Source organism: Desulfonatronum parangueonense, assembly GCF_054656975.1.
The window spans coordinates 3,942,946-3,968,928 of record NZ_BAAHXH010000003.1; the positions used below are offsets into that span (position 1 = coordinate 3,942,946).

General features: G+C 58.2%; 22 protein-coding genes, 2 tRNA genes and 1 riboswitch. Of the genes, 10 read left to right on the forward strand and 14 right to left on the reverse strand.

The features are described 5' to 3' along the window. The first annotated feature begins 52 nt into the window (after positions 1-52). Together ACYQ15_RS17685 and ACYQ15_RS17690 are read left to right on the forward strand one after the other, a co-directional pair. Positions 53-550 carry a CAP domain-containing protein gene (locus ACYQ15_RS17685; protein ID WP_459938818.1) on the forward strand — a complete coding sequence of 166 codons (498 nt, stop codon included), beginning with the start codon at positions 53-55 and terminating at the stop codon, positions 548-550. Positions 551-558: 8 nt separating this feature from the next. Beyond that, a complete protein-coding gene (locus ACYQ15_RS17690; protein WP_459938819.1) occupies positions 559-1,134 on the forward strand; it encodes an HD domain-containing protein in 576 nt (191 codons plus the stop codon). 179 nt (positions 1,135-1,313) lie between these two features. Here the strand turns inward: ACYQ15_RS17690 and ACYQ15_RS17695 are convergent. After that, positions 1,314-1,402, reverse strand: a tRNA-Leu gene (locus ACYQ15_RS17695). Positions 1,403-1,734: 332 nt separating this feature from the next. Here ACYQ15_RS17695 and fdhD point away from each other — a divergent pair. Further along, positions 1,735-2,520: a formate dehydrogenase accessory sulfurtransferase FdhD gene (gene fdhD / locus ACYQ15_RS17700; RefSeq protein WP_459938820.1), complete on the forward strand. Its 786-nt coding sequence runs from the start codon at positions 1,735-1,737 to the stop codon at positions 2,518-2,520. 493 nt (positions 2,521-3,013) lie between these two features. Here fdhD and ACYQ15_RS17705 read toward each other — a convergent pair whose 3' ends face one another. The 9 genes from ACYQ15_RS17705 to lysS form a co-directional block, all read right to left on the reverse strand. Further along, a complete protein-coding gene (locus tag ACYQ15_RS17705; protein ID WP_459938821.1) occupies positions 3,014-3,832 on the reverse strand; it encodes an LpxI family protein in 819 nt (272 codons plus the stop codon). Positions 3,833-3,861: 29 nt separating this feature from the next. Further along, positions 3,862-4,683: an acyl-ACP--UDP-N-acetylglucosamine O-acyltransferase gene (gene lpxA, locus ACYQ15_RS17710; RefSeq protein WP_459938822.1), complete on the reverse strand. Its 822-nt coding sequence runs from the start codon at positions 4,681-4,683 to the stop codon at positions 3,862-3,864. Then, the gene (fabZ, locus tag ACYQ15_RS17715) at positions 4,683-5,150 is read right to left on the reverse strand and encodes a 3-hydroxyacyl-ACP dehydratase FabZ (RefSeq protein ID WP_459938823.1); all 468 of its coding nucleotides are present in this window, start codon (positions 5,148-5,150) and stop codon (positions 4,683-4,685) included. Before fabZ ends, lpxA begins: the two co-directional genes overlap by 1 nt. Next, entirely contained in the window at positions 5,137-6,183 is a 1,047-nt protein-coding gene (gene lpxD, locus ACYQ15_RS17720) for a UDP-3-O-(3-hydroxymyristoyl)glucosamine N-acyltransferase (protein ID WP_459938824.1), read from the reverse strand. The genes fabZ and lpxD overlap by 14 nt, the downstream gene beginning before the upstream one ends. Positions 6,184-6,190: 7 nt before the next feature. Beyond that, a complete protein-coding gene (locus ACYQ15_RS17725; RefSeq protein WP_459938825.1) occupies positions 6,191-6,709 on the reverse strand; it encodes an OmpH/Skp family outer membrane protein in 519 nt (172 codons plus the stop codon). Positions 6,710-6,878: 169 nt separating this feature from the next. Continuing rightward, on the reverse strand, positions 6,879-9,566 hold the full coding sequence (bamA, locus tag ACYQ15_RS17730; RefSeq protein WP_459938826.1) for an outer membrane protein assembly factor BamA: 2,688 nt from the start codon (positions 9,564-9,566) through the stop codon (positions 6,879-6,881). Positions 9,567-9,589: 23 nt separating this feature from the next. Beyond that, positions 9,590-10,273, reverse strand: a complete 684-nt coding sequence (locus ACYQ15_RS17735) for an ABC transporter ATP-binding protein (protein WP_459938827.1) — start codon at positions 10,271-10,273, stop codon at positions 9,590-9,592. After that, positions 10,266-11,495 (reverse strand): lipoprotein-releasing ABC transporter permease subunit, encoded by a 1,230-nt coding sequence (locus tag ACYQ15_RS17740; RefSeq protein ID WP_459938828.1) that lies wholly within the window; start codon positions 11,493-11,495, stop codon positions 10,266-10,268. Before ACYQ15_RS17740 ends, ACYQ15_RS17735 begins: the two co-directional genes overlap by 8 nt. Next, the gene (gene lysS / locus ACYQ15_RS17745) at positions 11,492-13,021 is read right to left on the reverse strand and encodes a lysine--tRNA ligase (RefSeq protein ID WP_459939614.1); all 1,530 of its coding nucleotides are present in this window, start codon (positions 13,019-13,021) and stop codon (positions 11,492-11,494) included. Before lysS ends, ACYQ15_RS17740 begins: the two co-directional genes overlap by 4 nt. A gap of 522 nt (positions 13,022-13,543) precedes the next feature. Between lysS and upp the strand changes: the two genes are divergently transcribed. From upp to ACYQ15_RS17775, 6 genes are all read left to right on the forward strand, one after another. Beyond that, on the forward strand, positions 13,544-14,170 hold the full coding sequence (gene upp / locus ACYQ15_RS17750) for a uracil phosphoribosyltransferase (protein ID WP_459938829.1): 627 nt from the start codon (positions 13,544-13,546) through the stop codon (positions 14,168-14,170). A gap of 115 nt (positions 14,171-14,285) precedes the next feature. After that, on the forward strand, positions 14,286-15,527 hold the full coding sequence (locus tag ACYQ15_RS17755) for a uracil-xanthine permease family protein (RefSeq protein ID WP_459938830.1): 1,242 nt from the start codon (positions 14,286-14,288) through the stop codon (positions 15,525-15,527). A gap of 283 nt (positions 15,528-15,810) precedes the next feature. Continuing rightward, on the forward strand, positions 15,811-16,479 hold the full coding sequence (locus ACYQ15_RS17760; protein WP_459938831.1) for a TorD/DmsD family molecular chaperone: 669 nt from the start codon (positions 15,811-15,813) through the stop codon (positions 16,477-16,479). Between the two features lie 102 nt (positions 16,480-16,581). Next, a tRNA-Asn gene (locus ACYQ15_RS17765) sits at positions 16,582-16,657 on the forward strand. Between the two features lie 290 nt (positions 16,658-16,947). Then, on the forward strand, positions 16,948-20,331 hold the full coding sequence (locus tag ACYQ15_RS17770) for an ATP-binding protein (RefSeq protein ID WP_459938832.1): 3,384 nt from the start codon (positions 16,948-16,950) through the stop codon (positions 20,329-20,331). Then, on the forward strand, positions 20,331-21,839 hold the full coding sequence (locus ACYQ15_RS17775; RefSeq protein WP_459938833.1) for an ATP-binding protein: 1,509 nt from the start codon (positions 20,331-20,333) through the stop codon (positions 21,837-21,839). Before ACYQ15_RS17770 ends, ACYQ15_RS17775 begins: the two co-directional genes overlap by 1 nt. Before the next feature lie 224 nt (positions 21,840-22,063). Here ACYQ15_RS17775 and thiF read toward each other — a convergent pair whose 3' ends face one another. Genes thiF through thiS form a run of 4 tightly spaced genes read right to left on the reverse strand, consistent with a single transcriptional unit; the run spans position 22,064 to position 24,799 of the window. Further along, positions 22,064-22,681, reverse strand: a complete 618-nt coding sequence (thiF, locus tag ACYQ15_RS17780) for a sulfur carrier protein ThiS adenylyltransferase ThiF (protein ID WP_459938834.1) — start codon at positions 22,679-22,681, stop codon at positions 22,064-22,066. Further along, a complete protein-coding gene (gene thiH, locus ACYQ15_RS17785) occupies positions 22,678-23,796 on the reverse strand; it encodes a 2-iminoacetate synthase ThiH (RefSeq protein WP_459938835.1) in 1,119 nt (372 codons plus the stop codon). The genes thiF and thiH overlap by 4 nt, the downstream gene beginning before the upstream one ends. Beyond that, on the reverse strand, positions 23,793-24,599 hold the full coding sequence (locus tag ACYQ15_RS17790; protein ID WP_459939615.1) for a thiazole synthase: 807 nt from the start codon (positions 24,597-24,599) through the stop codon (positions 23,793-23,795). Before ACYQ15_RS17790 ends, thiH begins: the two co-directional genes overlap by 4 nt. After that, positions 24,599-24,799 (reverse strand): sulfur carrier protein ThiS, encoded by a 201-nt coding sequence (gene thiS, locus ACYQ15_RS17795; protein WP_459938836.1) that lies wholly within the window; start codon positions 24,797-24,799, stop codon positions 24,599-24,601. Before thiS ends, ACYQ15_RS17790 begins: the two co-directional genes overlap by 1 nt. Positions 24,800-25,281: 482 nt before the next feature. Continuing rightward, positions 25,282-25,384, reverse strand: a riboswitch (TPP riboswitch). Between the two features lie 206 nt (positions 25,385-25,590). On the opposite strand from thiS, the gene ACYQ15_RS17800 reads away from it, so the two are divergent. Continuing rightward, complete coding sequence (locus ACYQ15_RS17800) at positions 25,591-25,899, forward strand: hypothetical protein (protein WP_459938837.1); 309 nt, start codon at positions 25,591-25,593, stop codon at positions 25,897-25,899. Positions 25,900-25,983 lie beyond the last annotated feature (84 nt).

Below are 25,983 nucleotides of genomic sequence, written 5' to 3' on the forward strand. Positions count from 1 at the left end.
GGATTTTCCGCGCCGACATTATATTGTGTCACCAATGCAGGAAGGAGCAATCATGAGATATCTGATAGTTGTTACGATTGTCCTCGCGGGCCTTGTCTGGCTGAGCCCGACTATTGCGGCGGAAAAGCTTGATCCTGAGAAGATTTTGGAGCTTGTCAATGAGCATCGCGAGTCCCTGGACCTGGAACCATTGTCCGACAACCAGAACCTGAGCCAGGCCGCGCAACTGCGAGCGGAGGATATGCTGAAGAACGACTATTTCGCCCACATCAATCCCGAAACCGGGGAGGGACCGATGGAAGCGATCATGCAGGTAGATTATGACCCTCAAGCCTTCGCCGAAAATATCGCCATGGGGACTTTTCAAAATGAAAAGGAACTGGTGCAAGGCTGGCTTGACAGTCCCGAACACCGGGAGAATATCGAACGACAGGACATGAAGGACAGCGGACTGGCCATAGTCCGTGACGAAAATTCTGTTCTGGGAATGGATGTGGATATAGCTGTACAACTCTTCGCGTCCCCAATGCAAAATGCATCTGCCTGGTAGGGCCTTACATGAATCCATTATCATCAATCCCCTCGTTCCCGCTTCAGCCGCTTCCTGATGCCGCAGCCGAGTTGCTTCAGTCGTATGCCGCGCCACCGCGCCTGCTTGCTCATCTCAGGCTCGTTCACGACGCCGCGGCTCAAATCTGCACACGGCTCCGGACAGAAGAGTTGCTTGGTTCACTCGACCAGGAAGCGGTCCTGTTTGGTGCTGCAACCCACGACATCGGCAAGGTCAGTGCTAACTCCGAACTCAGCGGCGGCGGTTCCCTGCATGAACAGCTCGGTCCCAAACTTTTGGAGGAGCGCGGCATTGCACCCGCATATGCCCGATTTGCTCTGACACATGGTAGTTGGCGAAATCAGCCGGACCTCCCACTTGAAGACTTGCTGGTCGCACTGGCGGACACGTGCTGGAAAGGAACCCGGGACGAGGAGCTTGAACAACGCATTTCCGCCTCCCTCACGCACGCGCTGGATCGTGATCCCTGGGATGTTTGGATGGCGCTGGACGGCATCATTGAACAAATCGCCGATAATGCCGTAGAGCGATTATACTGGCACGAATCTTTTCCCGCTACGTAGAGGGTGCGGCGATACGGAACGTGGCTACCTTTATGGCTCTTGCCTCGAGGTGGTTTGGTATGTTGACGGATCTCGACAACGATTTGAGGCAACCATGAAATGTTTGCGCTTGAACCATTTCAGGCTGAAGCATGAGGAAGTTGTTCGCAGGATGAGAAAAGGCTTGGTGGAATTTATGGTGGTGCCCGGGGCCGGAATCGAACCGGCACGAGGGGTAAGCCTCGAGGGATTTTAAGTCCCTTGTGTCTACCAGTTCCACCACCCGGGCACTGGAGTTCATTTAGCCTTTCGAGCTTTGTCTCGTCAATCGCCGGGGGTGTTGAGCTTGGCAAACTCTTTCGCCCGGAGGGGGAATTTGTTAAGTTGTTTTGTTGTGTTGCTGATAACTACTCAGTCCATCCGAGTAAAAATGGCGGACTGGATATCCGCCTCCGCAGGTATGATTGATCCGGAGAAGGCATAAATCAAGTCGTTCCCGCGAAGGCGGGAATCCAGGTCATGCTTGCCACGAGTTTGTGGAAACCAACTACCCGCTTATGCTGAAAAATTACTGGTGCTGTATTTCCTTTCCGCTTTTGTGACGAGGAGCGTCTTGATTCCATGAATACCATACCGTCGATCATCACTTCATCCACGATCATCCTCACTCCCGAGGGACAGGAAGAGGCGCTGGAGCGGGTGCTTCGTGAGCAGCCTGTTGAAGTTGCGCTGAATGAGCGGGTGATTGGTTCGGCCATGGTTCTGGCGGAGAACCTGGAGGAATTCGGGGCTGGGTTTCTGTATGGCCAAGGATATGTCACCTCTGCCGAGGAGATCGTGGAAGTGGTGCTTTGCGAGCAGGGCAGGGTCACCGTGTATGCCCGTGTGGACGATAAGGCCGAGCCGGAGACCATTGTTACGTCCGGATGCGGGGGGACGGGCCGGATCAGCCGCAAAATGCTGGAAGAGGATTTTCCGGAGCCATCCGGCAATTGCATTAATTTTTCCCAGGTCGGCGATCTGATCCGGGGAACCCTGAACAACTCGACCCTGTCGCAGGACACCCACTGCGTCCATGCCTGTGGGTACTGGGCTGATGGGCGATATTTGGGATGCTTCGAGGACGTGGGCCGGCACAATGCAGTGGACAAGGTCATTGGCGCCATTCTCCTGGGCCGGTTCCCCACCGGAGGCGCCATCTACACCACAGGACGTCTGACGTCGGACATGGTCCTGAAATGCGCCCGCATCGGCATTCCCATCGTTCTTTCCCGCTCGTCGCTCTCGTCTCTGGGTCTGGAGATCGCCAAGCGGGCCGGTTTGACCCTGGCCGGATACGCCCGGCCGAACCGGCTGAACGTCTTCCATGCCCCCTGGCGCATCACGAACAACTGCCCAAGGGCGTGACGTTGCGCTTCTGGGCTGGATTTGATCTCCCGGCTGTTTTACCTGTTTTGGCCGGATCAAAAATCCCTCGCCAGCCTCATAACATCAAGCTGTTGCGCTGTAATTACAAGAGACCGTGCTCTCTGCGCTCGGCACTGCCTTGATAAACCATGCTTGGCTCAGTCAAACAGTCAATCCTCCAAAACAGGATAACCCGCGTAAAATCTCTCAGGCCGCAACGACCGGTGACAGTTCGCACCTGGGATCAGTTGCGGGTATCTATTCAGCAAATCCGCGAAAAAGATCTGGATACCGGCGTTCGCCGGTATGACTGTATAGATGCAGCTTGCCACGATAAGTCATTCCGGCGAAAGCCGGAATCCAGTGCAGGTGAATGACCACCCTCCGGATGAACTGAATCGTTACAGTTGCGGATCAGTTGCTGGTCGCTCAGGAGATTTGGCTGAGAAAAAGCCATGCGTTGCGCTTCGTCTCATTGCGTAATGTGAGTCAATTACGATCGCAATCCAACGACGCTGATGCCGGCCTTGTCGGCCAGGGTGAGGCTTTCTTCGAGGTGGATGAAAAGGCTGCGGCCTGCTTCCAGGGCCAGACAGGATGCCTTGGCCTGGATCATGGTCTGGATGGTTTTAGGGCCGACGGCCGGAAGATCAAGACGGACATCCTGGATGGGCTTGAAGAGCTTGATCACCACGCAACCCGGTCCGACCAGCTCCCCGGCGCGGAGAATCGTGGCATCCGTGCCTTCCAGGCCTTCCACGGCCACGGTGGTGCGCTTGCGAACCACGATGCATTGCCCGATGTCCAGCGCCCCGATCTGACGGGCCATGGGCCAGCCGAAATCGATGTCCGCCTGCTCCTCGGAAGTGGGGCCGCGCCGGGTCAGAACCCCTTCCGGAGAGCGCAGGTGGGGCAGGAAGTCCACAGCGGATACCACGGCCATGCCTTCACTTTCCAGTTCGCCGGTTATGGCCCGGAGCAGAACGTCGTCCTGGGTGTTCTTGACTTTCCAAAGCAGCTTGGCAGCCCGCCAGTCCGGCCGCAGATCAACGGCCCGGGCCTTGTGGATCTTGCCGGCCATCACGATCCGGCCCACACCCTGTTTCTTGCAAAACGCAATCAGCTTGCCCAACTGGCCGAGATTCTGCCACTGCCAGGCATCCACGCCGTGGGCCAGTGCGGGATCCGTCTCACCGGCAAATCCCACGCCCACGACCCGCAACCCCATGTTTCTGGCGCCTTCCAGCACCAGTTGCGGCAAGTGTCCTCCGCCGGCGATGATGGCCAGTGTCTCGTTGGATATTGCTGTCATGCCCGGGGCAGATCCTGGTGACCGTCAGCCTAGTAGACCGGGATATCCTGACCGTTCACGGCCAATTGATTGTCAGCGGAGACGCCGCGGACCGTGGATTGCAGAAAATCGATAAGAAAACCGACTTCAGAAGATTCGGGGTAGGCGGCCTGGACTTCAGCAATGGCGTCCTGGCGCTTTTTCCCGGAACGCCAGATGATCTTGTAGGCTTTTTCGATCTGGCTCACGGCCTGGCTGGTGAAGCCCTGGCGCTTCAGACCGATGACGTTGGGACCATACAATTTGGCCGGGGTTCCCGTTGCGATCATGTACGGCGGGATGTCCAGGCTGATCCCGGCCTTGCCGCCGATAAAGGCATAAGCGCCGACCCGGGCAAACTGATGCACGGCGCACAAGCCGCCGAGCACAGCCTTTGTTCCGACATGGACATGGCCGCCCAATGTTGCGGCATTGGCCATGATAACCTTGTCATCTATGACGCAGTCGTGGGCAACGTGGGCATACGCCATGAACAGACAGTCAGAGCCGACGCGGGTCACGCCCCCGGCATCCATCGTTCCCCTGTGCATCGTGGTGTATTCGCGAATCAGGTTCCGTTCGCCGACTTCAAGTCGTGTCGGCTCACCCTTGTATTTGACATGCTGGGGATCGCCGCCGAGAAAGGAGAAGGAATGAACATGATTGTCCGCGCCAAGGCTGGTGTGGGCCTGAATCCGGGCATGCGCGTCGATCCGGGTCCTGTCACCGATGGCAACATCAGCCTCAATGATGCAGTACGGTCCAATCTTGACGTCAAGTCCCAACTCGGCTCCTGGATCGACCAGGGCCGTGGAATGAATCTGCGTGGCCATTACGTTCGCTCCCGATCGACAAAGGCGCCGCTCAACGTGGCCTCGGCTACCAGGTTTCCGTTGACGTGGACATCGCCGGTCATTTTCCAGACGTTCATCCTGTTCCGGACATGATTCATGTTCAAAATCAGCTGATCTCCAGGGATGACCTGGCGGCGGAACTTGACCTTTTCCAGGCCGGTAAAGACAAAGAGCTTGTCCTTGAGTTCTCCGGCAGGCAGGCTTTTCAACAAGAGCAGACCTGCCGTCTGGGCCAGGGATTCGATGATCAGCACGCCCGGCATGAGAGGGTAGTCTGGAAAGTGGCCCTGGAAATGCGGCTCGTTGAGGGTCACGTTCTTGATGGCTCGGATGCTCGTGAATGGCACGAATTCCAGGATCCGGTCCACCAGAAGGAACGGGTAGCGATGCGGAAGCAGATCCATGATGCCGCGAATATCAATATGCAAGGGGTCACTGTTGCTCATTTTCTTCCTCTGACAGTTGCTTTTTTAACAATGCCAATTCCTTTTCCAGCGCAGCGAGACGTTTGCCCATTTCCGGGAGGCGATTCCAGGTCGCGGCAATACGCATGAATTTTTTCGCTTCCACGGCTGGTATGCCCAGGTAGTCCTGGCCGCCCTGCAGGGAGCGGTTCACTCCGGACTTGGCTCCTACCCGGCAGTCATCACCCAGCTGCAGGTGATCCGCGATGCCGACCTGCCCTGCCAAGGTGACCCTGTTGCCCAGCCTGGAGCTGCCCGCCACGCCGACCTGGGAAACCAGGATGCAATGCGCCCCGACTTCGACGTTGTGTCCAATCTGGACCAGATTATCAATTTTCGTTCCGCCGCCGATATGCGTGGTGCCAAGGGTCGCCCGGTCGATGGCGCTGTTGGCGCCGATTTCCACATGGTCGTCAATGCGCAGGTTGCCGATCTGCGGAACCTTTTCCAAACCCGATGCACCGGGCGTATATCCGAAACCGTCGCTGCCGAGCACGGTGCCGGGGTGAACGATTACGTCGTTGCCGATGGAGGTTCCGGACATCAGAACGACGTTGGGATACAGGACGACACGTTCGCCGATCCGGCAGTTCTCGCCCACGTAGACGCCGCTGAACAGCGTACTGTCTTTGCCGACTTGAGCGCCATTGCCGACAAAGACAAAGGGATACACTGTCACAGAGTCATCCACCGATGATTCAGCATGGATGTACGCCATGTCGCTTTGTCCGGTCAGACAACCCTGGGGGGTTGCAAACAGGCGCAACACCCGCGTGAAGTCAAGGTAGGGATTGGCGCTGATCAGAGCGGAGCCGACGCCGTCGAGAAACTCCTGTTGCAGGATGACCGCGCCGGCTCGGGAAGTTTTCAGCAAGGGCGCGTATTTTGCCTCGGCAAGAAAACTCAGTTCCTGGGGGCCGGCCTGTTCCAGACCGGCAACCCCTTGAATGACCGTGTCCGTCCCATGCATGGGCAGGCCAAGCCGGCTGGCCAGTTCGGAGAGAGTATGCCCCATGGCCCGGCTACTTCGCCTGCCAGGCTTTGTTCAACTCCTGGATGATGGGCTGGGTGATGATCACGGACTCGTCGGCATAGACGAGTCCTGCCGCGGTGCCGTCAATGATCATGCTGAAGTTGTTCGCCTTGCCGTATTTGTCGACTACGTTCAGCAGCATTTCCAGGATTGGCTCGCTGAGGCGATCTTCCTCGGATTTCATCTTCACCTGAAACGCCTGAAACTGATCCTGGAAATCCCGAACGACCCGGCGATACTCCAGTTCCTTGTCCTGCTTGGCCTCTTGGCTCAGCACCATGCTCTGGCGCTGCAGTTCGTCCCGCAATTTGGTGATGGCTTCGTTCTGTTTGTCCAGCTCGGCTTTCATGGCCTCGAAGCGGGTGCGCAGCTCCTGCATGGCTTCTTGACCGGGAACCGAATCCGAGATGACGGTCTGCATGTCCACAATGCCGATTTTAGCCTGAGCCCAGGACGCACCGGGCAAAAGCAGCGCGATGCAAAGAAGGGCACTCAAAAACAAACGCATAAATACTCCTTACTGTGACTTGTTGAATCTGTTTGGGTTGAGGATAACGAGCAAAACAAATGGTCGGCGTTACAAATTGCCACCCCGTCTTGGACCAACCATTCATTATAATCATGTCGAGACGCGAAGTACATCATGATCCGTCAGGCGAGATGGCAGGCATTGCGGGCTAGAAAATCTGGCCGATGGAGAATTCCACCCCGCTGTGCTTTTCTCCATCGAGGCGATCCAGGCCGTATCCATACTCCAGGCGCAAGGGCCCCAAAGGCGAATACCAGCGGATGCCCGTGCCGACGCTCTTGTAGAGCTTGGAGCCGAAGGAATCTCCGTCGTCCCAGACGTTGCCGGCGTCGAAGAAGAGCAGCCCGACAAGCCCCATGTCCCTGTTCAGGGGGAAGAGATACTCGAAATTGGTGAAAAACTGCTGCGTGCCGCCGATGCGGTCGTTGGTGGCCGGATCCCGCGGCGAGATCTCCCAGCCCGGATAGCCACGGACGCTGTCGATGCCGCCCAGGTAGAACCGCTCGAAAACCGGGGCTTCTTTGCCCTCATTCTCGAACAGGAAGCCGACCTGGCCGCGCCAATGGAAGACGGTGTCCCAGAAGAGCGGGTAATAGAAATGAGAGTCGTAAATGGTCTTGATGAAGTCGTCGTCGCCTTGGAGCAGCCCGCCGGCGTATTGAATGGATGCGGTGTTCACAGTCCCCCGGGACGGGTTGAAAAGGCGGTCCGTGGTGTCTCTGGAAATGGCGGCATAGGTGGAACTTGCCCATTTCGTGCCTTCAGCGTCCCGGATTCGTTGGGCGGCATTATCCGCCACGTCGGAGATGGTGTACCGCTCCAGGCGGTAGTTCCAGAACAGCCTGGTATATTCGCCCACGGGATAGGACAGCCTGAAGCGGCCTCCGACAGCCTTGCGATCGTAGTCCTTGTAATCCCGTGTCCAGTAATAGACGTCCGAGCCGACGCTGAGCAGGCTGTCCCGCCATGCGGGGTTGGTCAGGCTGATGTCGTAGGCCGTGCTCCGGCCGCTGAAGGTTCCCCGGAAGGCCAGGTTGTAGGCCCTGCCGAGAAGGTTGCGTTCCTGCACCGTGGCGGAAAAGAAAAGACGGTCCAGGCTGGAATAGCCCGCGCCGGCGCTGAGCATGCCGGTGGGTTTTTCCTTCACCGTAACCTTCAGATCCAATTCGCTGGGGTTGGGCGTCGCCAGGGTCTCGATGTCCACAAGCTCGAAAAAGTCCAGCCGGACAAGACGTTCATTGGATCTGGCCAACCGCGTTCCACTGAAAAGATCGCCGTCGCCAAGGCGCATTTCCCGGCGGATGACGTTGTCGCGGGTTTTGGTGTTGCCCTCGATCAAAACCCGGCGGATGTAGACCAGGGAGCCCTTGTCCAGGACGTAGACCACGTTGACCAGCAGTTCGTCCCGCTGGATGTCCAGCTGGGCGTCGCTTTGGGCAAAGGCATAGCCATATTCAGTATAATGGTCGGCCAGCCTCTGCAGATCCTGGCGCAGGACCGAACGGTCGAAAAAGGCGTTTCTGGCCTGGAGGTCGTCCAGGTTGATCAGTCGCAGCAAATCCTCTTCCGGTTCCAGCAGGTCTCCACGAAAGGAAATTGTTCCAACGCGGTAGCGCGGACCTTCATCAACCTTGAAGGTGATTCGGATGCCTTCCTCAAGGTATTCCACCTCCGGCTGGCCCACCCGGGCGTCGAGAAAGCCGCGATTGGCGTAGTAGGCTTCCAGGGCCGCGGCGTCGCGCTCCAGAAGTTCTTCGCGAAGAATGCCCCTGCCGGTCAGCCAGGAAAACAGGCCGCGTTCCCCAAGGACCAGCTCGCTTTTGAGTTCCCGCTCGCTCAGGGAGTTCGCGCCTTCAATCCGGATGTCCCGAATGAAAAGCCTGTTGCCTTCGTCGATGGTGATGTTCAGTCTGGCCTGGCGCGGGTCGGTCTGTTCCAGGGAATAGTCCACCTGGGCCAGGTAATATCCTTTCTGGCGGTACAGTTCCCGAATCTTGCCCAGGTCGTCGGCCAGAATGCGGGGATTGATGATGCTGCCCGTTCGGGTGGTGATGGCCTTCAGGATGTCGGCTTCCTTGATCTGCTGTGCTCCGAGAATGCTGATGGCCTGAATCCGCGGGCGTTCGGACACGACGAAGGTAAGAATCTTGCCTTCAGGGCCGTCATCGACCCGGATGGAAATGTCGTCGAAAAAACCCAGGTCAAAAAGCCGGCGGACATCCTCGTTGACAACCTGCGGATCGTAAATGTCACCTCGTTGACTGCGGATGCGCAGCAGGACGACATCGGAGCCGAGAGTCTGGTTGCCCTCAACCTCGATCCGGGCGATGGTTTCAACCTGGCGCAGCTCACGTGTGATTCGCTCGACCAGTTCGTCCACTGCCGGAAGCAGGTTGATCAGCCCCTCCCGGACGACAAAAAAAGATTTGGCGGGACGCAGACCGAAGGCTTCCACCATGCGCACGTCCAGGCTGATGTTCTCGCCGATCTGGTTGAAGCTGCCGTAGATGCTGTGCGCGGATGCGGAGAGCAGAGCCATGTCCCGGGCCGAGGACAAATCGAGCTGGGTCAGTTCCTGGGCCCTGAGCAACTGGAGGGTCTGATCCCCAGGATGGACCTCGAAGCCGTTGTCGCGCAGGCGATCCCGCAACAGTTCCGGCAGGCTTTCCTGAAGATATTCCAGGTCGGGCGCGGCATTGATCTCAAAGGGAAGCACGATCAGCTTGATGGCCTGCCCGGATTGGGCGTGGGCAAAACGTTGCTCGCCTGGGAGCAGGAAGCTGAACAGACATGCGCAGATCAACATCAGCGAAAACGGTCGGAATTTGGATGTCATGACATTCCTCGCACGGTGCGGGGTTACAAGGAAAACAGTTCGCCGCCACGCAGTTCGTACTGATGCCGCATGGCCAGAGCCAGTTCTCGATTATGGGTCACCACGACCAGACTTGTTCCCAAAGTCTGGTTCAGGTGCAGGAGTATTTGCTTGACGATGCTGCCGGCTTCTTCATCAAGGTTGCCCGTGGGCTCGTCCGCAAGAAGAACCCGGGGCTTGAGCAGCAGGGCCCGGGCAATGGCCGCGCGCTGGCGTTCTCCGCCGGAGAGCGTGGTCACCCGGTGCTGTTTTCGGTCCCCGAGGCCGACCATTTCCAGCGCATCCGAGGCTTCCCGGCGGGCCCAGCCGTGGGAGCGGCCGGCGATCAATCCGGGCAGGGCCACGTTTTCCAGTGTGGTAAACTCCGGCAGGAGATGGTGAAACTGGAAGACAAAGCCGATGCTCAGGTTACGCAGGCTGTCCTTTTCCGACTGATTCATCCGGCTGAGATCTTCTCCGAGAAACAACACTTTTCCGGTGGTAGGTTGATCCAGCGTGCCCAGGATGTGCAGCAGGGTGGATTTTCCGGATCCGGAAGCCCCGATGATGGCCGCGGATTCGCCAGGCCGCAGGGTGAAGTCGATCCGTTTCAGGATGGTCAATTGCTCGGCAGCGCTCTGGACCGTCTTGCTCAGCCCCTGCACCTCGTACAACAGCGGATCACTCATAGCGCAGAGCCTCGGCAGGTTGCAACCGGGCCGCCTGGCGCGCCGGGTAGAGCGTGGCCAGGAAGCACATGCCCATGGCCGCCACGGCGATGATCGTCAGATCCGACCATTGCAACTGCACGGGCAGGTGGTCCAGGTAATAGACGTCCATGGGCAGCTGGATAAACTGATACCGTTGCAGCAGATAGGAGAGCAGCAGGCCGATGGCGAAACCCAGGGACGTGCCCAGGGCGCCGATCACCGTGCCCAGGAAAATGAAAATCCGTCCGATCCGCTTCGGCCCCGCGCCCATGGAGGCCAGGATCGCGATGTCCCGCGTTTTTTCCATGACCAGCATGACCAAGGTAGTGATAATGCTGAAAGACCCCACCAGAACAATCATTACCAGAATGACGAACATGGCCGTTTTTTCCAGCTTCAGGGCGGCGAACAGATTCTGGTTCATTTCCATCCAGGTGCGCACTTGCAGCGGAAACCCGCCCAGTGCGGTCTCCAAATCCCTTGCTACGCGCGGTGCGGCGTAGACGTCCTGCAGACGCACTTCCAGCCCGGAGACCAGATCTTCGCGAAAGCCCATCACGGACTGCGCGGCCGGTATGGTCACGTAGGCCAGGGACGAATCGTACTCGTACATTCCGGTGCGGAAGATGCCGCGCACCACGAAATTCTTCACGCTGGGAGCAAAGCCGGCGGCTGTACGCTGTCCGGCCGGAGAGAGAAGATTTACGTTGGAGTCGACACGCAGGCCAAGACGACCGGCCAGTTCAGAGCCGATGAAGATGCCGTAGCCGTCGGCATCGTCCACGAGATCCCGGACGTCGCCCATGATCAGATCGCCGGAGAGAGTAATCACGTCGTGGGAGAGTTCGGGGTCGATACCGCGCAGGACCACGCCCTTCACGCCAAAAGTGGTGCTGAGCATCACTTCCGTATACATGAAGGGCATTGCGCCGGCCACGCCGGGTACCTGGGCTGCCTGCCGGGTCAGGGGCTCGTAGTCGCGGATCGTGCCTTCAAGGCTGGTGACGACGATGTGGGCGTTGACGCCCAGGATCTTGTCCCGAAGTTCATTGCTGAAGCCGTTCATCACGCCCAAAACGACAATCAGGGAAGCGACGCCGAGGGCGACTCCGAGAATGGAGATCCAGGAAATGACGGAAATGAAGGCGTGGTTGCGCTTGGTCAGCAGGTAGCGCAGGGCGATAAAGCGCTCAAATCTCATGGTCCGGGGTTGACCTCAGGGCGCAGCAGCGGGAACAGGATGACTTCACGGATGGAGGGGCTGTCCGTGAGCAGCATGACCAGCCTGTCGATGCCCACGCCCTGGCCCGCGGCCGGGGGCATGCCGTACTCAAGGGCCCGGATGTAATCGTCGTCCATGAAGTGGGCTTCCTCGTCGCCGGCTTCCTTCTCCTTGACCTGTTCCTCGAACCGGGAGCGCTGGTCCATGGGGTCGTTGAGTTCGGAAAAGGCGTTGGCGATTTCCCGCCCGGCGATGAACAGTTCGAAACGGTCCGTAACGTCCGGGTTGGCCTCGTTGCGCCGGGAGAGGGGCGAAATGTCCGTGGGGTAATGGTAGATGAAATGGGGCTGGATCAATTTGGGCTCCACCAGCAGATCAAAGAGTTTGGCCTGGAGTTTGCCCAGCTTTTCACCGACATGAGCTTTTTCGCCCAGCTTGAAGACCAGATTCCTGGCTTGGTCGTAATCCTGATACTGGGCCGGCTCGAGCCCCCCCAAGGTCCGCAATGACTCATGGAATGTCAGCCGTTGCCAGGATCCGCCGAGATTGATGGATTCCTCCTGATAGGTGATCACCTCGCTGCCGGTGATCTCCCGGGCCAGGGCGGCGAACATCTTCTCGGTCAGGTCCATCAGGTCCTGGTAGGTGGCGTAGGCCCAGTAGAACTCCAGCATGGTGAATTCCGGGTTGTGCTGGGTGGAAATGCCTTCGTTGCGAAAGTTGCGGTTGATTTCGTAAACCCGCTCAAATCCGCCCACGAGCAGTCGCTTCAGGTACAGCTCCGGCGCGATTCGCAAGAAGAGCTTCATGTCCAGGGCCTTGTGGTGGGTGGTGAAGGGCCGGGCCGCGGCACCGCCCGGGATGGGCTGCATCATCGGCGTTTCCACTTCCATGAAGCCCTGGGTGTCCAGAAAGGTGCGCAAAAAGCGCACGATCTGGGTTCGGCGCTGGAAGATTTCCCGGGTCCTGGGGTTGACCATCAGATCGACGTAGCGTTGTCGATAGCGGACTTCCACATCCTTCAGGCCGTGATACTTTTCGGGCAGGGGGCGCAGGGACTTGCTCACCAGGTCCACGCTGTCGGCCTTGATGGTCAGTTCGCCGGTCTTGGTGCGGAACAAGACGCCGACAACACCGACGATGTCGCCGATGTCGAACTTCTTGAACAGGGCGTATTTTTCCGCCCCGACAACGTCGCGCTGGACGAAAACCTGCATCTGGTCCGTGGCGTCCTGAACATGGAGAAACGCCGCCTTGCCGAAGGAGCGCTGGCTCATTACCCGCCCGGCCACGGCAAAGGATTGATTCAGACCGGCGAGTTGTTCCTCGTCATGGTCGTGGTAGGCGGTCTTGATGTGCGCCAGATCGGCATTCTTGGCGAAGGAATTGGGATAAAGGTCGACGCCGGCTGCCTGGAGCTGCGTGAATTTTTCGCGGCGCTGTTTTTGGAGCTGGCTGAGGCTGGGAGTTTGCTCGGTATTCAAGATGATTCCTTGGGTCTTCATGGGGATTGACCATGAAAGGTGTAGTCGGGAGATTGCGATCTGTTCCCGCATTTTCTTGCCGTGGTGATTTCGCATGGTGCCGCAATACCCTGAAAATGAGCGGATACTTGTTGCGCAACCTGTGGCGGTTCGACAACGGTTGGGGCACGGCTATGCGATATGGGCAAAATCGCAACGCCTTTGCGTATGCCAACTGCAAGGCTTTCGTCAAGAATGCCGCCGAATGCTCCCGGCGAAATGCATCGGCTACGCTAGACAACTTGACCAGAGAATTCAATGCGGTTTAGAAATTCAAGATTTTTTGCAACCATTCAGGTCACGCAACTGTTCAGTGCTCTTCCTCCGGCAATCGAGGTCGGGGTCGGGGTCGGAATCGGTTTCGGAAAATTGGGATCTCCTCAACATGGCTTCGCTTCCGATACCGACCCCGATTCCGACTCCGTTCCGATGCCAAACTCGGTAACAGCATTAGTTTCTGAATAGTTGTCGATTTTTTGCAACCATTCAGCTCAGGGGGTGTCTGTGTCCGTTCATGTGGTTCGCCATCCACTCGTGCAGCATAAACTCGGGGTCATGCGCCAGCACGACGTGAGTACGAAGGACTTTCGGGAATTGGCTTCGGAACTGGCCAGGTTGTTGACGTATGAGGCTACGAAGGATCTGGAGACCGAGACCGAGACGGTCCAAGGCTGGAGCGGTTCGGTTCAGGTGGAACGGATCAAGGGAAAGAAAGTCACCGTGGTGCCCATCCTGCGGGCGGGGTTGGGCATGCTGGACGGCGTCCTGGACATGATTCCAGGCGCCAAGGTCAGCGTGATCGGCATCTACCGGGATGAGGAAACCCTGGACCCGGTGAGGTATTACGTCAAGATAGCGGGAAACATCGAACAGCGCATGGCCCTGATCCTGGATCCGATGCTGGCCACGGGCGGCACGCTGCTGGAGACCATCAATCTGCTCAAGGAAGCCGGGTGCCGGAAGATCAAGGGCGTTTTTCTCGTGGCGGCGCCGGAAGGACTGGAGCGGGTCGAAAAAGCCCACCCGGACGTGGAGATCTATCTGGCCTCCGTGGACGAGCGCCTCAACGCCCAGGGGTATATTCTTCCCGGTCTTGGGGATGCCGGAGACAAGATTTTCGGCACAAAGTAGTTTCATCCGGAACCGACACGGTCAAGGTCAAGGAACTGCTCCTGTCCGATATCCGTGGAGCAGGCGGACGCCATGGGCAACAACCGCGGGAGGCGTTCCCGTGAGAGGAGAAACAATGTCGACAATTTCCACGCCAGAGTACAATTTTCGTTTCAGGGACAGCCTGCTGGGCATGCAGATGCTGTTCATCGCCTTTGGCGCTTTGGTGCTCGTGCCGCTGCTCACTGGACTCGATCCCAACGTGGCCTTGTTCACCGCCGGCGTCGGAACACTGCTCTTTCAGGTCATCACCAAAGGCAGGGTGCCGGTCTTTCTGGCTTCATCATTTGCCTTCATTCCAGCAATCATGTTTGGCGTGCAGACCTGGGGCATCCCGGCGACCATGTCCGGGCTGGCCGCGGCCGGCGTGGTCTACGTGCTCCTGGGGATGTTCATCCGCTGGCAGGGGCCGGCAATACTGGAACGCGTCCTGCCCCCCGTGGTCTATGCGCCGGTGATCATGGTCATCGGGCTGATCCTGGCCCCGGTGGCCGTGCACATGGCCATGGGCCGCACAGGCGACGGGGCGATCCAGCTGGTCAGTGAAAATCTGGCCATGTTTATCGCCCTGGCGTCCTTGGCCGCGACGGTCGTGGCCACCCTCCTGGGCAAGGGAATTCTGCGGCTGGTGCCGATCATGATCGGCATCTTCGTCGGCTATGTGCTGAGTCTGCTGTTCGGCATTGTGGATTTTACGCCGGTGCGGGAAGCGCCGTGGCTGGCCGTGCCCAGCTTCGTGCTTCCGGAGTGGAACTGGCAGGCCGTCATCTTTATTGTACCCATTGCCATTGCCCCGGCCATCGAGCATTTCGGGGACATTCTCGCCGTGAGCAGTCTGACGGGCAAGAATTACGTCAAGGATCCGGGCATCCACCGCACCATGACGGGGGACGGCCTGGCCACGACCCTGGCCTCGTGCCTGGGTGGCCCGCCGAATACGACGTATTCCGAAGTCACCGGCGGGGTGGCGCTGACCAAGGCCTTCAACCCGGCCATCATGACATGGGCGGCCATTTCCGCGATTGTCCTGGCCTTCGTGGGCAAGCTCGGAGCATTGCTCCAGACCATTCCGGTGCCGGTGATGGGGGGTATCCTGGTGCTGCTGTTCGGTGCGATTTTCGTGGTCGGCCTGAACACCCTGGTCCGCGCCAAGCATGACCTGATGGAGCCCAGAAACATGATCATCATTTCGGTGATCGTGGTCTTTGGCATGGGCGGCATGGCCTTCCAAACCGGGGAATTCATGCTCAAGGGTATCGGTCTGGCCGCTGTCGCCGGGATCGTATTGAACCTGATCCTGCCTGAACGCAAGCAGTAGGATTCATCTTGGGATGAGCCGAAGGTCGCCTGGAAAGCACATGAACAAACAATGACGCGGCTGGGACGGTTGCAGCCTGAGTGCAGAGGGTGCAGAAGGATTACATGAACGTATATATTCAGCTCATTCGAGTTAAAACGACTGGTCACTCGCCTTCACGGGTATGACTGAATCCAGAGACGGCATTGCAAAAAGTCATTCCCGCGAAGGCGGGGATCCAGGTCATGCTTGCCACAAGATTTTGAAAAGTCATCTTTTACCTGCTCAAGCTGAGTTGTGACACATGAACAATATTGAATCGGATCAGGAACGCAAAACGCTGCTCTGGGGGCTGGAAGCGGTGTCCTGGGTTTTCCGGGGAGCGGAGGGCGGCCAATGGCAGAAAGTCGGTCGCGATTGCCTGCCTGGTCTGGCCGGCGCTCTTCTTTTTCTCGAATCGCGCGGACTTGTCGGCGGTGAAGCGCTGGACAAGGCCGAGGCAATTCATGCGGCGGCCGCGGGAGCGGCAGCGGAGCCGGCTATGGCGCCTGAGGAACTGGAGGCCGAGTATGTTCGCCTGTTCGTGAACCGCCTGGGCGGGCTGGGTGTTCCTCTGTGCCAGTCCTGCTACGGAGAGAACAAGCTGCTCATGGGAACGGCGGCGGAAGACATGCGCCGCCGCCTGGATCAGGCCGGACTTCAGGTTGCGGATGCTTTGCCGCCGGACCACGTCAGCATCGAGATCGGCTGCCTGATGTCGCTGCTGACGAACCATTCGACCTCGGATCATTCGCAGATCGCAACCAGCGATTCAGCCTCTTCATTCGCCACTCAGGTCCTTCTGCCGTGGATTGGCGAACTGGAGGCCCGGTTAATGCAAGCCGAGGCCCATGACCTGTTTCTGGTGGCCGCCGTGACATTGACGGCCATGGTTCACCATATTGCTGATCATGAAGGCAGGATCAAGGCTTAAAAAGCTATTTGCTTCGATATGTTAGGCGGATTTGGTAAAAAGAATAAAAAAGTTCTTGACGAGAACAGTAAGATTGAATAGATAGTATTTCTTTCGCCGCACTCCCTGGTAGCTCAATCGGCAGAGCGGGTGGCTGTTAACCACTAGGTTGGCGGTTCAAATCCGTCCCGGGGAGCCAAAGACATCAAAAGCCTCGCTTTCAGCGAGGCTTTTTTTGTGCCTTCTTGCTGGAATTGCCGTAATTGATACAGGGCGTGCCGCGTATTCAATTCTTTGCTTTCGGCCCTCACGACAAGTCTTACGGCTCCTAAATTTCCGTCCAGGAGAGAAGGCCTGCCACATCTCTACATCTCATCAGCCTTCTTCTTGCTTTTCCGTCGCTGTTATTGATATCCAAATCTTCCGCCAATGAAATGAGCGGTCCCAAATCCTGACAATTCACCCTGTCTGTCCCGAACGGAAATAGCGGTGTTTCATTCACTCAAAGCCAGAATCTTTTTTCTGATCTGCCTCGTTCTCGGGCTGCTTGCCATGCTGGTGCTGTATTTCACGCACCGGGACGTTGAAGATGCCATGTTCCGGGCGGAGCAGCGCAGTGCGCGCAATGTGTTGGATTTGGTGGAACTGAACATCCGGAGCGGTCACAACAACCTGGTGCAGTACAGGGTGGATGCGGTGCAAGCGTATCGCAAAACTCTCAGGGAGATGGCCGTGATTGCTTCGCATGGGTTGGACTCCATGCTGGCTCTGACGGATCAGTCCGCCATCGACCAGGACAAGGCGGTTCGGGTCGCCATGACCTGGCTGGATACCGTGCCTTTTGGCGAAGGACTGCGGTTTCTTGTTTTCGATGCACAGGGCAAGGTTGTCGGGCATCCCGGCAATGCCCTGCATGGCTACGATCTGAACCAACTCCGGGATTTCAAGAGCGCACCCCTGGCCGATTCCGTGCGCAGCAGCATCCTGCGTCAAGGAGAGGCCTCTTCGATCTTTTACTGGCCGGGGCACGGTGGTGTGGAGCATAAGCGGTTCGGGTTTTTTCTCATGTACTCGCCCATGGATTGGATCATCGGCATTTCCGTGGACATCGAGGAACTGGAACGCGAGGGCGAGCGCAAGCTTCAGGAGCTTCTGGAGAATCTTCGACACAATTTCGCCAGGATCCGCATTGCCGAAAATGGTTTTGTCCTGCTGTTCAATGCGCATGGAGACATGCTCATCCATCCGGATGGCCTGGAGTGGAATCTGGGTGAAGCGGTGAACCTCCTTACCGGTCGATTCCTTTTGGAAGACTTCCGGGACGCGGCGGACAACAGGAACCGTGAGTCGATCCGGTTTGCCCTTCAGACGCCTGTAGAACATGCAGCATTTGACCAGATCCAGGAGCAGGAAGCCTTTGTCGGCTATTTCCGGGCTCTGGACTGGTATGTGGCCACGGTGGCTGATGTGGAGGAGGTGGGAGCTCCGGCCAAGTCCGTTGTTTCCCGGCTGAGTTTGATCATTGCCGGGATTTTTTTTGCCAGCCTGGGCATGGGGCTGGTGTTGACAACGCGGATCACCAAGCCTTTGAACGCCTTGGCCAATTATGCCAAAGCATTGCCTGGGAGAGATTTCTCCGGCCCGCTTGAGGTCCGGCCGGAGATCGCGCGTCTTCCGGATCGGCACAAATGCGAAGTGGGACGATTGGCCGCCGCATTGATGTACATGGAGGTGGCCCTGAATGAGAACGTTCGCTCCCTGATCGACACCACCGCCGTGAAGGAGCGGGTTCAGGGCGAACTCTCGGAGCGCGTGCGTAGCGAAGAGAAGTTGCTGCTCCAGACCCGACTGCAGGAGTTGTTGATGCAAATCGCTTCGACCTACATCAATCTTCCCCTTGGACGTCTTAATTCAGCCATCGAGACGTCCCTCGGCGAACTGGGTAGACTGGCTGGAGCGGATTGCGCATATCTTTTTGATTATGATTTCGAAAGCAGAATCTGCATCAACACCCATGAATGGTGCGCTGAGGGAATTGCTTCCCGAATCGAGTCGCTGCAGGAGGTTCCCCTGACCATGGTCCCGGAAATGGTGGAGGCGCATCAGGATGGCCGGGTTTTGTTCATTAACGATGTCCGGGCCCTGCCGCCGGATTCGGAATTTCGGAAATTGCTGAAGGATAAGGGCATCAGCAGCCTGTTCACCGTACCGCTGATGGACGGAGAGATATGCCGGGGTTTTGTCGGATTTGATTTTTCCCGGGAGTTCAGCCTGGATGCTCAAGAAATCATTCGATTGCTGCAGATTTTCGCGCTCATGCTGGTGAACGTCCGCAACCGAGGGAAGGTGGAAAAGGCCTTGCAACTCAGCCGGGAAACCGCCGAGGCAGCCAGCCTGGCCAAAAGTCGATTCCTGGCCAACATGAGCCATGAAATCCGCACTCCCATGAACGCCATTCTCGGTTTCGCCAATGTTCTGGAGCGTGATTCCTCCCTGACTCCATCCCAGGCCAAGCACGTGCGGACCATCCTGCGCAGTGGAGAGCACCTGCTGCGGCTGATCAACGACATTCTGGACATGGCCAAGATCGAAGCCGGCCGCACGGTTCTTGTTGCGAAAGATTTCAGCCCGAATGCGCTGATGCGCGAAATGGATAATCTTTTCCGCCCCGCCGCTTCCGCAAAGGGGCTGTTTTTCAGGATGGAATCGGACCGGAACCTGCCGTCCGTCGTGCATGGCGACCAGAACAAGCTTGCCCAGATCCTGATCAACCTTCTGGACAATGCCGTCAAGTTTACCCGGCAGGGAGTGATCATCCTGCGGTGTGCCGTCGAAGCGACCGCACACGGTCAGGAGAGCCCGGTCATCAACCTTGTCTGGGAGGTGGAGGATACGGGCCCGGGAATCGACGAGAGGGAAACAGAACAGTTGTTCGATCCATTTCATCAAACCGCTACCGGGGTCGAGGCCGGCGGCACCGGACTGGGACTTTCCATCAGCCGCGGGTATGCCCGGCTCATGGGCGGCGACCTGACCTTTACAAGCAGAAAGGGGCAGGGAAGCTGCTTTCGCTTCCGGATTCAGGTCCGGGAAGCGGCGGAGCAGTTTCAAGCCAAACCACGGCCGCGGGAAGTGGTCGGCCTGGCTTTCGGACCGAATGCCCAGCCTGCTGCACAAGAGGGCCGGGAAGCTGACGCGTGGCGAATTCTGGCCGTGGACGACAAACCCGAAAATCTGGCCCTGATCGCATCGCTGCTGCAACCCGTGGGATTCGCGGTTCGGGAGGCGGCCAACGGCGCCGAAGCGTTGCGGATATTTGAAACCTGGTCGCCGCACGCCGTATTGATGGACATGCGCATGCCGGTCATGGACGGGTTTGAGGCGGTCCGGCGGATCAAGGCCAGCGCCGCCGGCCAATCCGCATTTGTGGTGGCCGTCACGGCCGGAGCCTTCATGGACTCCCGCCAGGAGATCATGGATGCCGGCGTGGACGCGTATTTGGCCAAGCCATATCAGGCGGAAGAGCTGTTTGCTGTCCTGGAGCAAGGCCTTGGGCTGCAATATGTTTACGCTGAAGAATTCGATTCCGGATCTGGGCAGCGGTCAGGCGATACGTCGTATTCCGAAATACCTTCACCAGGATCCCATCACCTGACGCAAGCCACGGTCCAGGCTGTTCTGAATGTGGCCGACAGGGGCGATATAGTCGGCCTGCAATCCCTGATCAGGGAAGTCTTCCAGGAAGATCCAGCGGCGGCTCGGATACTGGAAGACATGGCGGAACGCTTTGACTATCAGGGGATTAAAAAATTCATGAAGACGCCCAGAGGCGGGGAAGTTCGGGCCGAGCCGGTCGGACAAGGAGATCAATAGTGCACAGACAAAAACAGTCCTCTATCATGATCGTGGACGACAATCCCACCAACCTGAAACTGCTGCTGGAGCTTCTGCTTGCCAAGGGCCATCGTGTGGTGGCCTTTACCAATGGTCCCCAGGCCTTGGCGGCCGCCGTGCGGCATCCTCCGGATCTGGTCCTGCTGGACATTCGGATGCCGGAAATGGATGGGTTCGAGGTGTGTGCCCTGATCAAGGCGGACAAGGCCCTGCGGGACATTCCGGTCCTGTTTATCAGCGGCATGGATGAACACGAGAACAAGATCCGGGCATTCGCCCTGGGCGGTGCGGACTATGTGACCAAACCCTTCCAGCCGGAGGAAGTCCTGGCCAGAGTGGAGACCCATCTCCAACTGCGGCATCTGTTGCGGGAGAGCGAGACCAGGAACTTCGCCATCATCAACGCCATGCCGGACATGATCTTTGTCCTTGACCGGGAGGGGAGATATCTGGAAGTCCATGCACCTGAAGAATCGCCGTTGCCGATTCCCCGGGAACAGCTGCCAGGCAAGTCCTTCCGGGATTTCTTTCCAGCGGAAATGGTTGACCTTTTTCTGGAATCGTTTCGTCGGGCCGCTGAGACGAGGCAGATCCAGGTCGTGGAGTATTTTCTGGATATCGGGGGTATATCCGGTTATTATGAGGCCCGGGTCACCTGCATGGACGAGGATCGGTTTCTGGCCATTGTCCGGGATGTCACGGACAAGAAAAAAGCCGAACGGGCGCTGACTCAGGCCAAGGAAAAGGCCGAGGCCTCCAGCCGGGCCAAGTCCGAATTCCTGAACAATATCGGCCATGAAATCCGAACGCCCTTGAACGGCATCATGGGCATGTTCCAGGTCCTGTTGGAGACCGGATTGGATGGTGAGCAGCAGCACTATGTCCAAAACGGCATCCAGGTCGGCAGGCGATTGACCGGCCTGCTGTCGGACATTCTGGACCTCTCCCGCATCGAGTCCGGGAATGCGGAAATTCAAGCCTACAAATTCCAGATCAGGGAAACCTGTTCCGGCGTATTGGAATTGTTTCAGATTGCGGCCCGGGAAAAGGGTATAGCCATGGAAATCCATTTGGATCCCCTGGTTCCAGCCATGCTCGTCGGCGACAAGGTCCGGGTGCGCCAGATCCTGTTCAACCTGATCGGCAACGCCGTGAAATTTACCGAAACAGGACGGGTCAGTCTGACCATGTCGCTCATGCCGGTCAAAAACAACGGTGATCTGCCGGTCTTGTTCACGGTTTCGGATACCGGCATCGGCATTGAGGATGATGCCCTCAGCAAGCTTTTTCATCCCTTTGTCCAGGCGGATGGCTCCTATACCCGCAAATACGAAGGAGCAGGGCTGGGGCTGGTCCTGGTCCGGCGTCTGGTGGAATTGATGCAGGGGAACATATCCGTGGAAAGCGAACCGGGCCAGGGCAGTTCAGTGCATGTGGTCCTGCCGTTTACCTTGCCGGAACAGGTCGGCGAGGAAGAAGGCAGGTGAAGTCAGGCTCATCGGAAGGCGACTGACGCGGGCTTTGCCCGCAAACCAGGTTATCAGTTATCGGTTATCAGTTATTTGTTATCTGGATTTTTTCTGATAACTGATAACAAATAACCGATAACAATTAACAAAGTCATTCCCGCGAAGGCGGGAATCCAGCTCATGCTTGCCACAATTTTTGAACGAGAACCTAATTCCGGTCTATCAAGCTAAGTCGTTACGGATCAGGAAGATGTTGACGTCAGATGCCAGGCCAGTACGGCATCAGCCTGTCTGGCCGCGGACAGGGCCACGATGGGAGCCTGGGGAGGGGTGGCCGGGCAGCAGATGGAGGTTTCGTCGCCCACAAGCAGGAAGCCGGGGCGGACTTCGCGGGTGCGGATTCTGTCCGGATTACCGTATCCGGCCACTCCTGACGCAGCGACGAAGAGTTTTTTTGTCGGAATCATGGACTCAGCCAGCAGCTTTTTGATGGTTGGATCGTCCACGCACTCCACCACCGTGGTGCAGCTGGCAAACAGTTCTCGAACATTCCGGCTGCTGATCTTCGTCTCGTACGGGTGGATCTCCAGGTCGGGATTGATTCGCAGGAGGTTGGCGGTCAGAGCCGCCACCTTGGGCCGGCCGATCTGGTCCGGAAAGAAGAATTGCCGGTTCAGATTGGAGGCTTCCACCCGGTCGAAGTCCACCAGCACGAAGCGCTTGAACCCGGCACGGACCAGGAAATGCGCGCAGTTGGAGCCCAATCCCCCAGCCCCGGCCAGGCCAATGCGCGCCTGTTGCAGCCGATCCAGGGCTTGGGCGCCGATATGACTGGCGATTCCTTGTTCCGTGATGTTCATGCCGCCCTCATGTCCAGCGGCTGCCAGTCCTTGAACACCGGCTGAAAGCCCTTGCTTCGAAGCATGGCGGTGATTTCCGCCACGCCGCGGGGATCATTGACCTCGAACTGGGGCGTTCCGGCATCTGACGAGCCATGACCGCCCACGGAGGTGGAAACCCCGGCGGACAGTCTTGTCACCCCCAGGGGCAGCAGATTTTCCCGCAGCTTCGCGGATTCTCTTGTGGACAGGGTGATCCCCGCCCTGGGCAGATAGAGGCGCTGGGCCAGGAGAATCTGGGTCAGTTCGCGGTCGGAAACGAGCTGGTCCGGTTGCCAGCCACCGGCATGGGGCCGCATTCGGGGCAGGGAAAGCCCGATTTCCGTGCCGGGATACCGATCCTGGAGCCAGCGGGCATGCATGGCTGTCCAGAAGGCGTCCACGCGCCAGTCGCCAAGCCCGTACAGGGCGCTGATCCCCACCCAGCGCATGCCGGCGCGACAGCCACGTTCCGGGGCGTCCAGGCGAAAGGCGTAATCGCGCTTCGGGCCGCGGAGATGGACCTGTTCATACAGTCCCGGATCGTAGGTTTCCTGATATATGGTCAGGCCTTCGGCCCCGGCCGCGATGAGCCGGGCATATTCCGCCGTGGTCAGGGCATAGACCTCCAAAAGCAGGCTGGGAAAGAACTCCCGCAGCACGCCCAGGGCTTGTTCCAAATATTCCGGAGGCGCTTTCCGGCGGGCATCCCCGGTGAGTACGAGGATCTGCTTCAGGCCCGTGGCCGCGATGGCTTGCGCCTCGGTGCGAATCTCCTCCAGGGACAGCTGCCGACGGGAGTTGACCTGGTCGGCATTGAATCCGCAGTAGACGCAGCGATTGGTGCAGTGGTCGGAAATATACAGCGGGGTGAAGAGCTGCACGGCCCGGCCGAAGTGACGCAACGTGAGTTCGGCGGCTTTTTGGGCCAGGGTCTCCAGCATGGTGTCCGCGGCCGGGGAAAGCAGGGCCAGCAGGTCGTCGGGTCCGAGCCGGTCGCGGCCCAGGGCGCGGTTGACGTCCTGCTCCGTACAGGCCTGCACGGCAGCGGGCACGTTCAGGCCGCGATACTGATCGATCAGGCTCTGGAAGCTCATGGGAGGGGGAGTGCGGCGTCTTCGCCGGGCTGCTGATCCAGGAAGCCCGTCAGTGGAGAGGACGGGGCGGCCTTGAGGCGCTGGGCGCCGGGACCGGCCAGATATCCCATGCGTCCGGCCCGCACTGCGTCGGCAAAGGCCCGGGCCATGGCCGCCGGATCGTTCGCCGTGGCAATGGCGGTGTTCACCAGCACCGCATCTGCGCCCATTTCCATGGCTTCGCAGGCATGGGAAGGACGGCCCAAACCCGCGTCCACGATGATGGGCAGGTCGATCTCCTCGATCAGGATGCGGATCATCTCCTTGGTTTGCAGGCCTCGATTGGTGCCGATGGGCGCGCCCAGGGGCATCACCGCAGCGGCTCCGGCCTGAACCAGGTCCCGGGCCACGTAGAGATCCGCATTGACATAGGGTAGAACCACGAATCCTTCCCGGGCCAGGATTTCCGTGGCTCGGGCCGTGGCGTAGCCGTCCGGAAGCAGATGGTTGTTGTCCGCGATGACCTCGATCTTGATCCAGTTCCCGCAGCCCATGGCCCGGGCCAGCCGAGCGATGCGCACGGCTTCATCCGCTGTGCGCGCGCCGGAGGTGTTGGGCAGAAGCCGCATCCGGGAAGGTATATGGTCCATGACATTGCCCGTGGCGGCGTCCAGATCCACCCGGCGCAGAGCCACGGTGATCACCTCGGATCCCGACGCCTCGCAAACCGCGGGGATCACGGCGTCGTCGCCGTACTTGCCCGTGCCGATGAACAACCGGCTGTGCAGTGTTTCCGTGCCGATGCGCAGATCTTCGTCCAGCATCATCCGCCTCCTACGAATCGCAAAAGCTCCAGATGGTCGCCATCCTGAAGCGTTGTTTCGGCAAATCGTTCCCCAGGAATGATTTCCCGGTTCAATTCGGCGACCACGGCGGCCGGGTCGAGCCCCTTGCTCGTAATCAGTTCCTGGAGCGTCAGGGGAGCTGTCAAATGTTCGTTCTTTCCGTTGATGTGAATATGCATTGGCGAATCCAGGATAGGTTTGCGTTTCGTAACTATTCAGGTAACTGCTCAATAAGGCAGGGCAACCAACCACCGCGTATCCGTGCTGCCTGGATAGCGGAACGCGCCGGTCTGCGCCGGTATGACGGAGTGGCGTATCTCGAAAGCGAGTGCTCTCGGTCGTCACCCCGGCGCAAGCCGGGGTCCAGGTGTTTTTTCTAAGGTTCACTGCCCGGAGTTATTGAGTAGTTACCTATTCAGCACGTTTTTTTCCGGTAATCGGAATCGGAATCGGGGTCGGGGTCGGAATCGGTATCGAAAAAAAATGGAATGCCCTTCCACATGGCTTCGCTTCGATCCCGATCCCGATCCCGATACCGACCCCGATACCGAGCCAAACCCGGCAACAGCATTAGTATCGCTGAGTAGTTACTGCGTTCCAATAAAAAAAGCCTTTCCGGAGCCGGGTGGCAGCTGGTCCGAAAAGGCGGTCTTGTTGCAAAACAAGTGCTTGGCTGCTTTCCTCCGACGGCATGACCCGTGTCAGGTTCCAAGGGTCGGGACAATGCGTCCCCTCTCAGCCTCACGGCTCCCCCAGCTTTCCGATTACGTATCGGAAAAGAATTCGGGTGTAAAGGATCGGTAACGCGAGGACTCGAAGCTGCCCGCCTTCATCTATCAAAATCGAAATCGCAATCGAAATCGCAATCGCAATCGAAATCGGAAAGAAATATTTAAAATTATAACGCCATCCTCAATGAATACACGACGCTCGATTTCGATTCGACTTCCCATCGTTCCCACGCTCCAGCGTGGGAACGAAGCCTTGGGCGCTCCAGCGCCCCGTTTGGGCACAGAGTGATCAGTCAATTCACGTCAGCCAAGGCTGTCCGGAAGAAATTCCGCGTAATGAAACTGCCAATGCTTGTGAATATCCGAAGAGCGGCGTTTCACCGGATTTCAATTCGCGACGCTGGAGCGTCGGGAGCTGCATTCCCACGCTGGAGCGTGGGAACGATCAATCCTCAATTGATACGACGCTCGATTTCGATTTCGATTTGGATTCGGATGGAATGCGCGGGGATAAGGTTTTGCTTGCCAGGGGAGAAATTATGGCCTAATTAAACACGGTTCAAAATTCGCACATCCTCCGAATGGCCTGAGGGTCTCTCGTCCGGGACGGGAGTGAGCGGGCGCTTTGACGG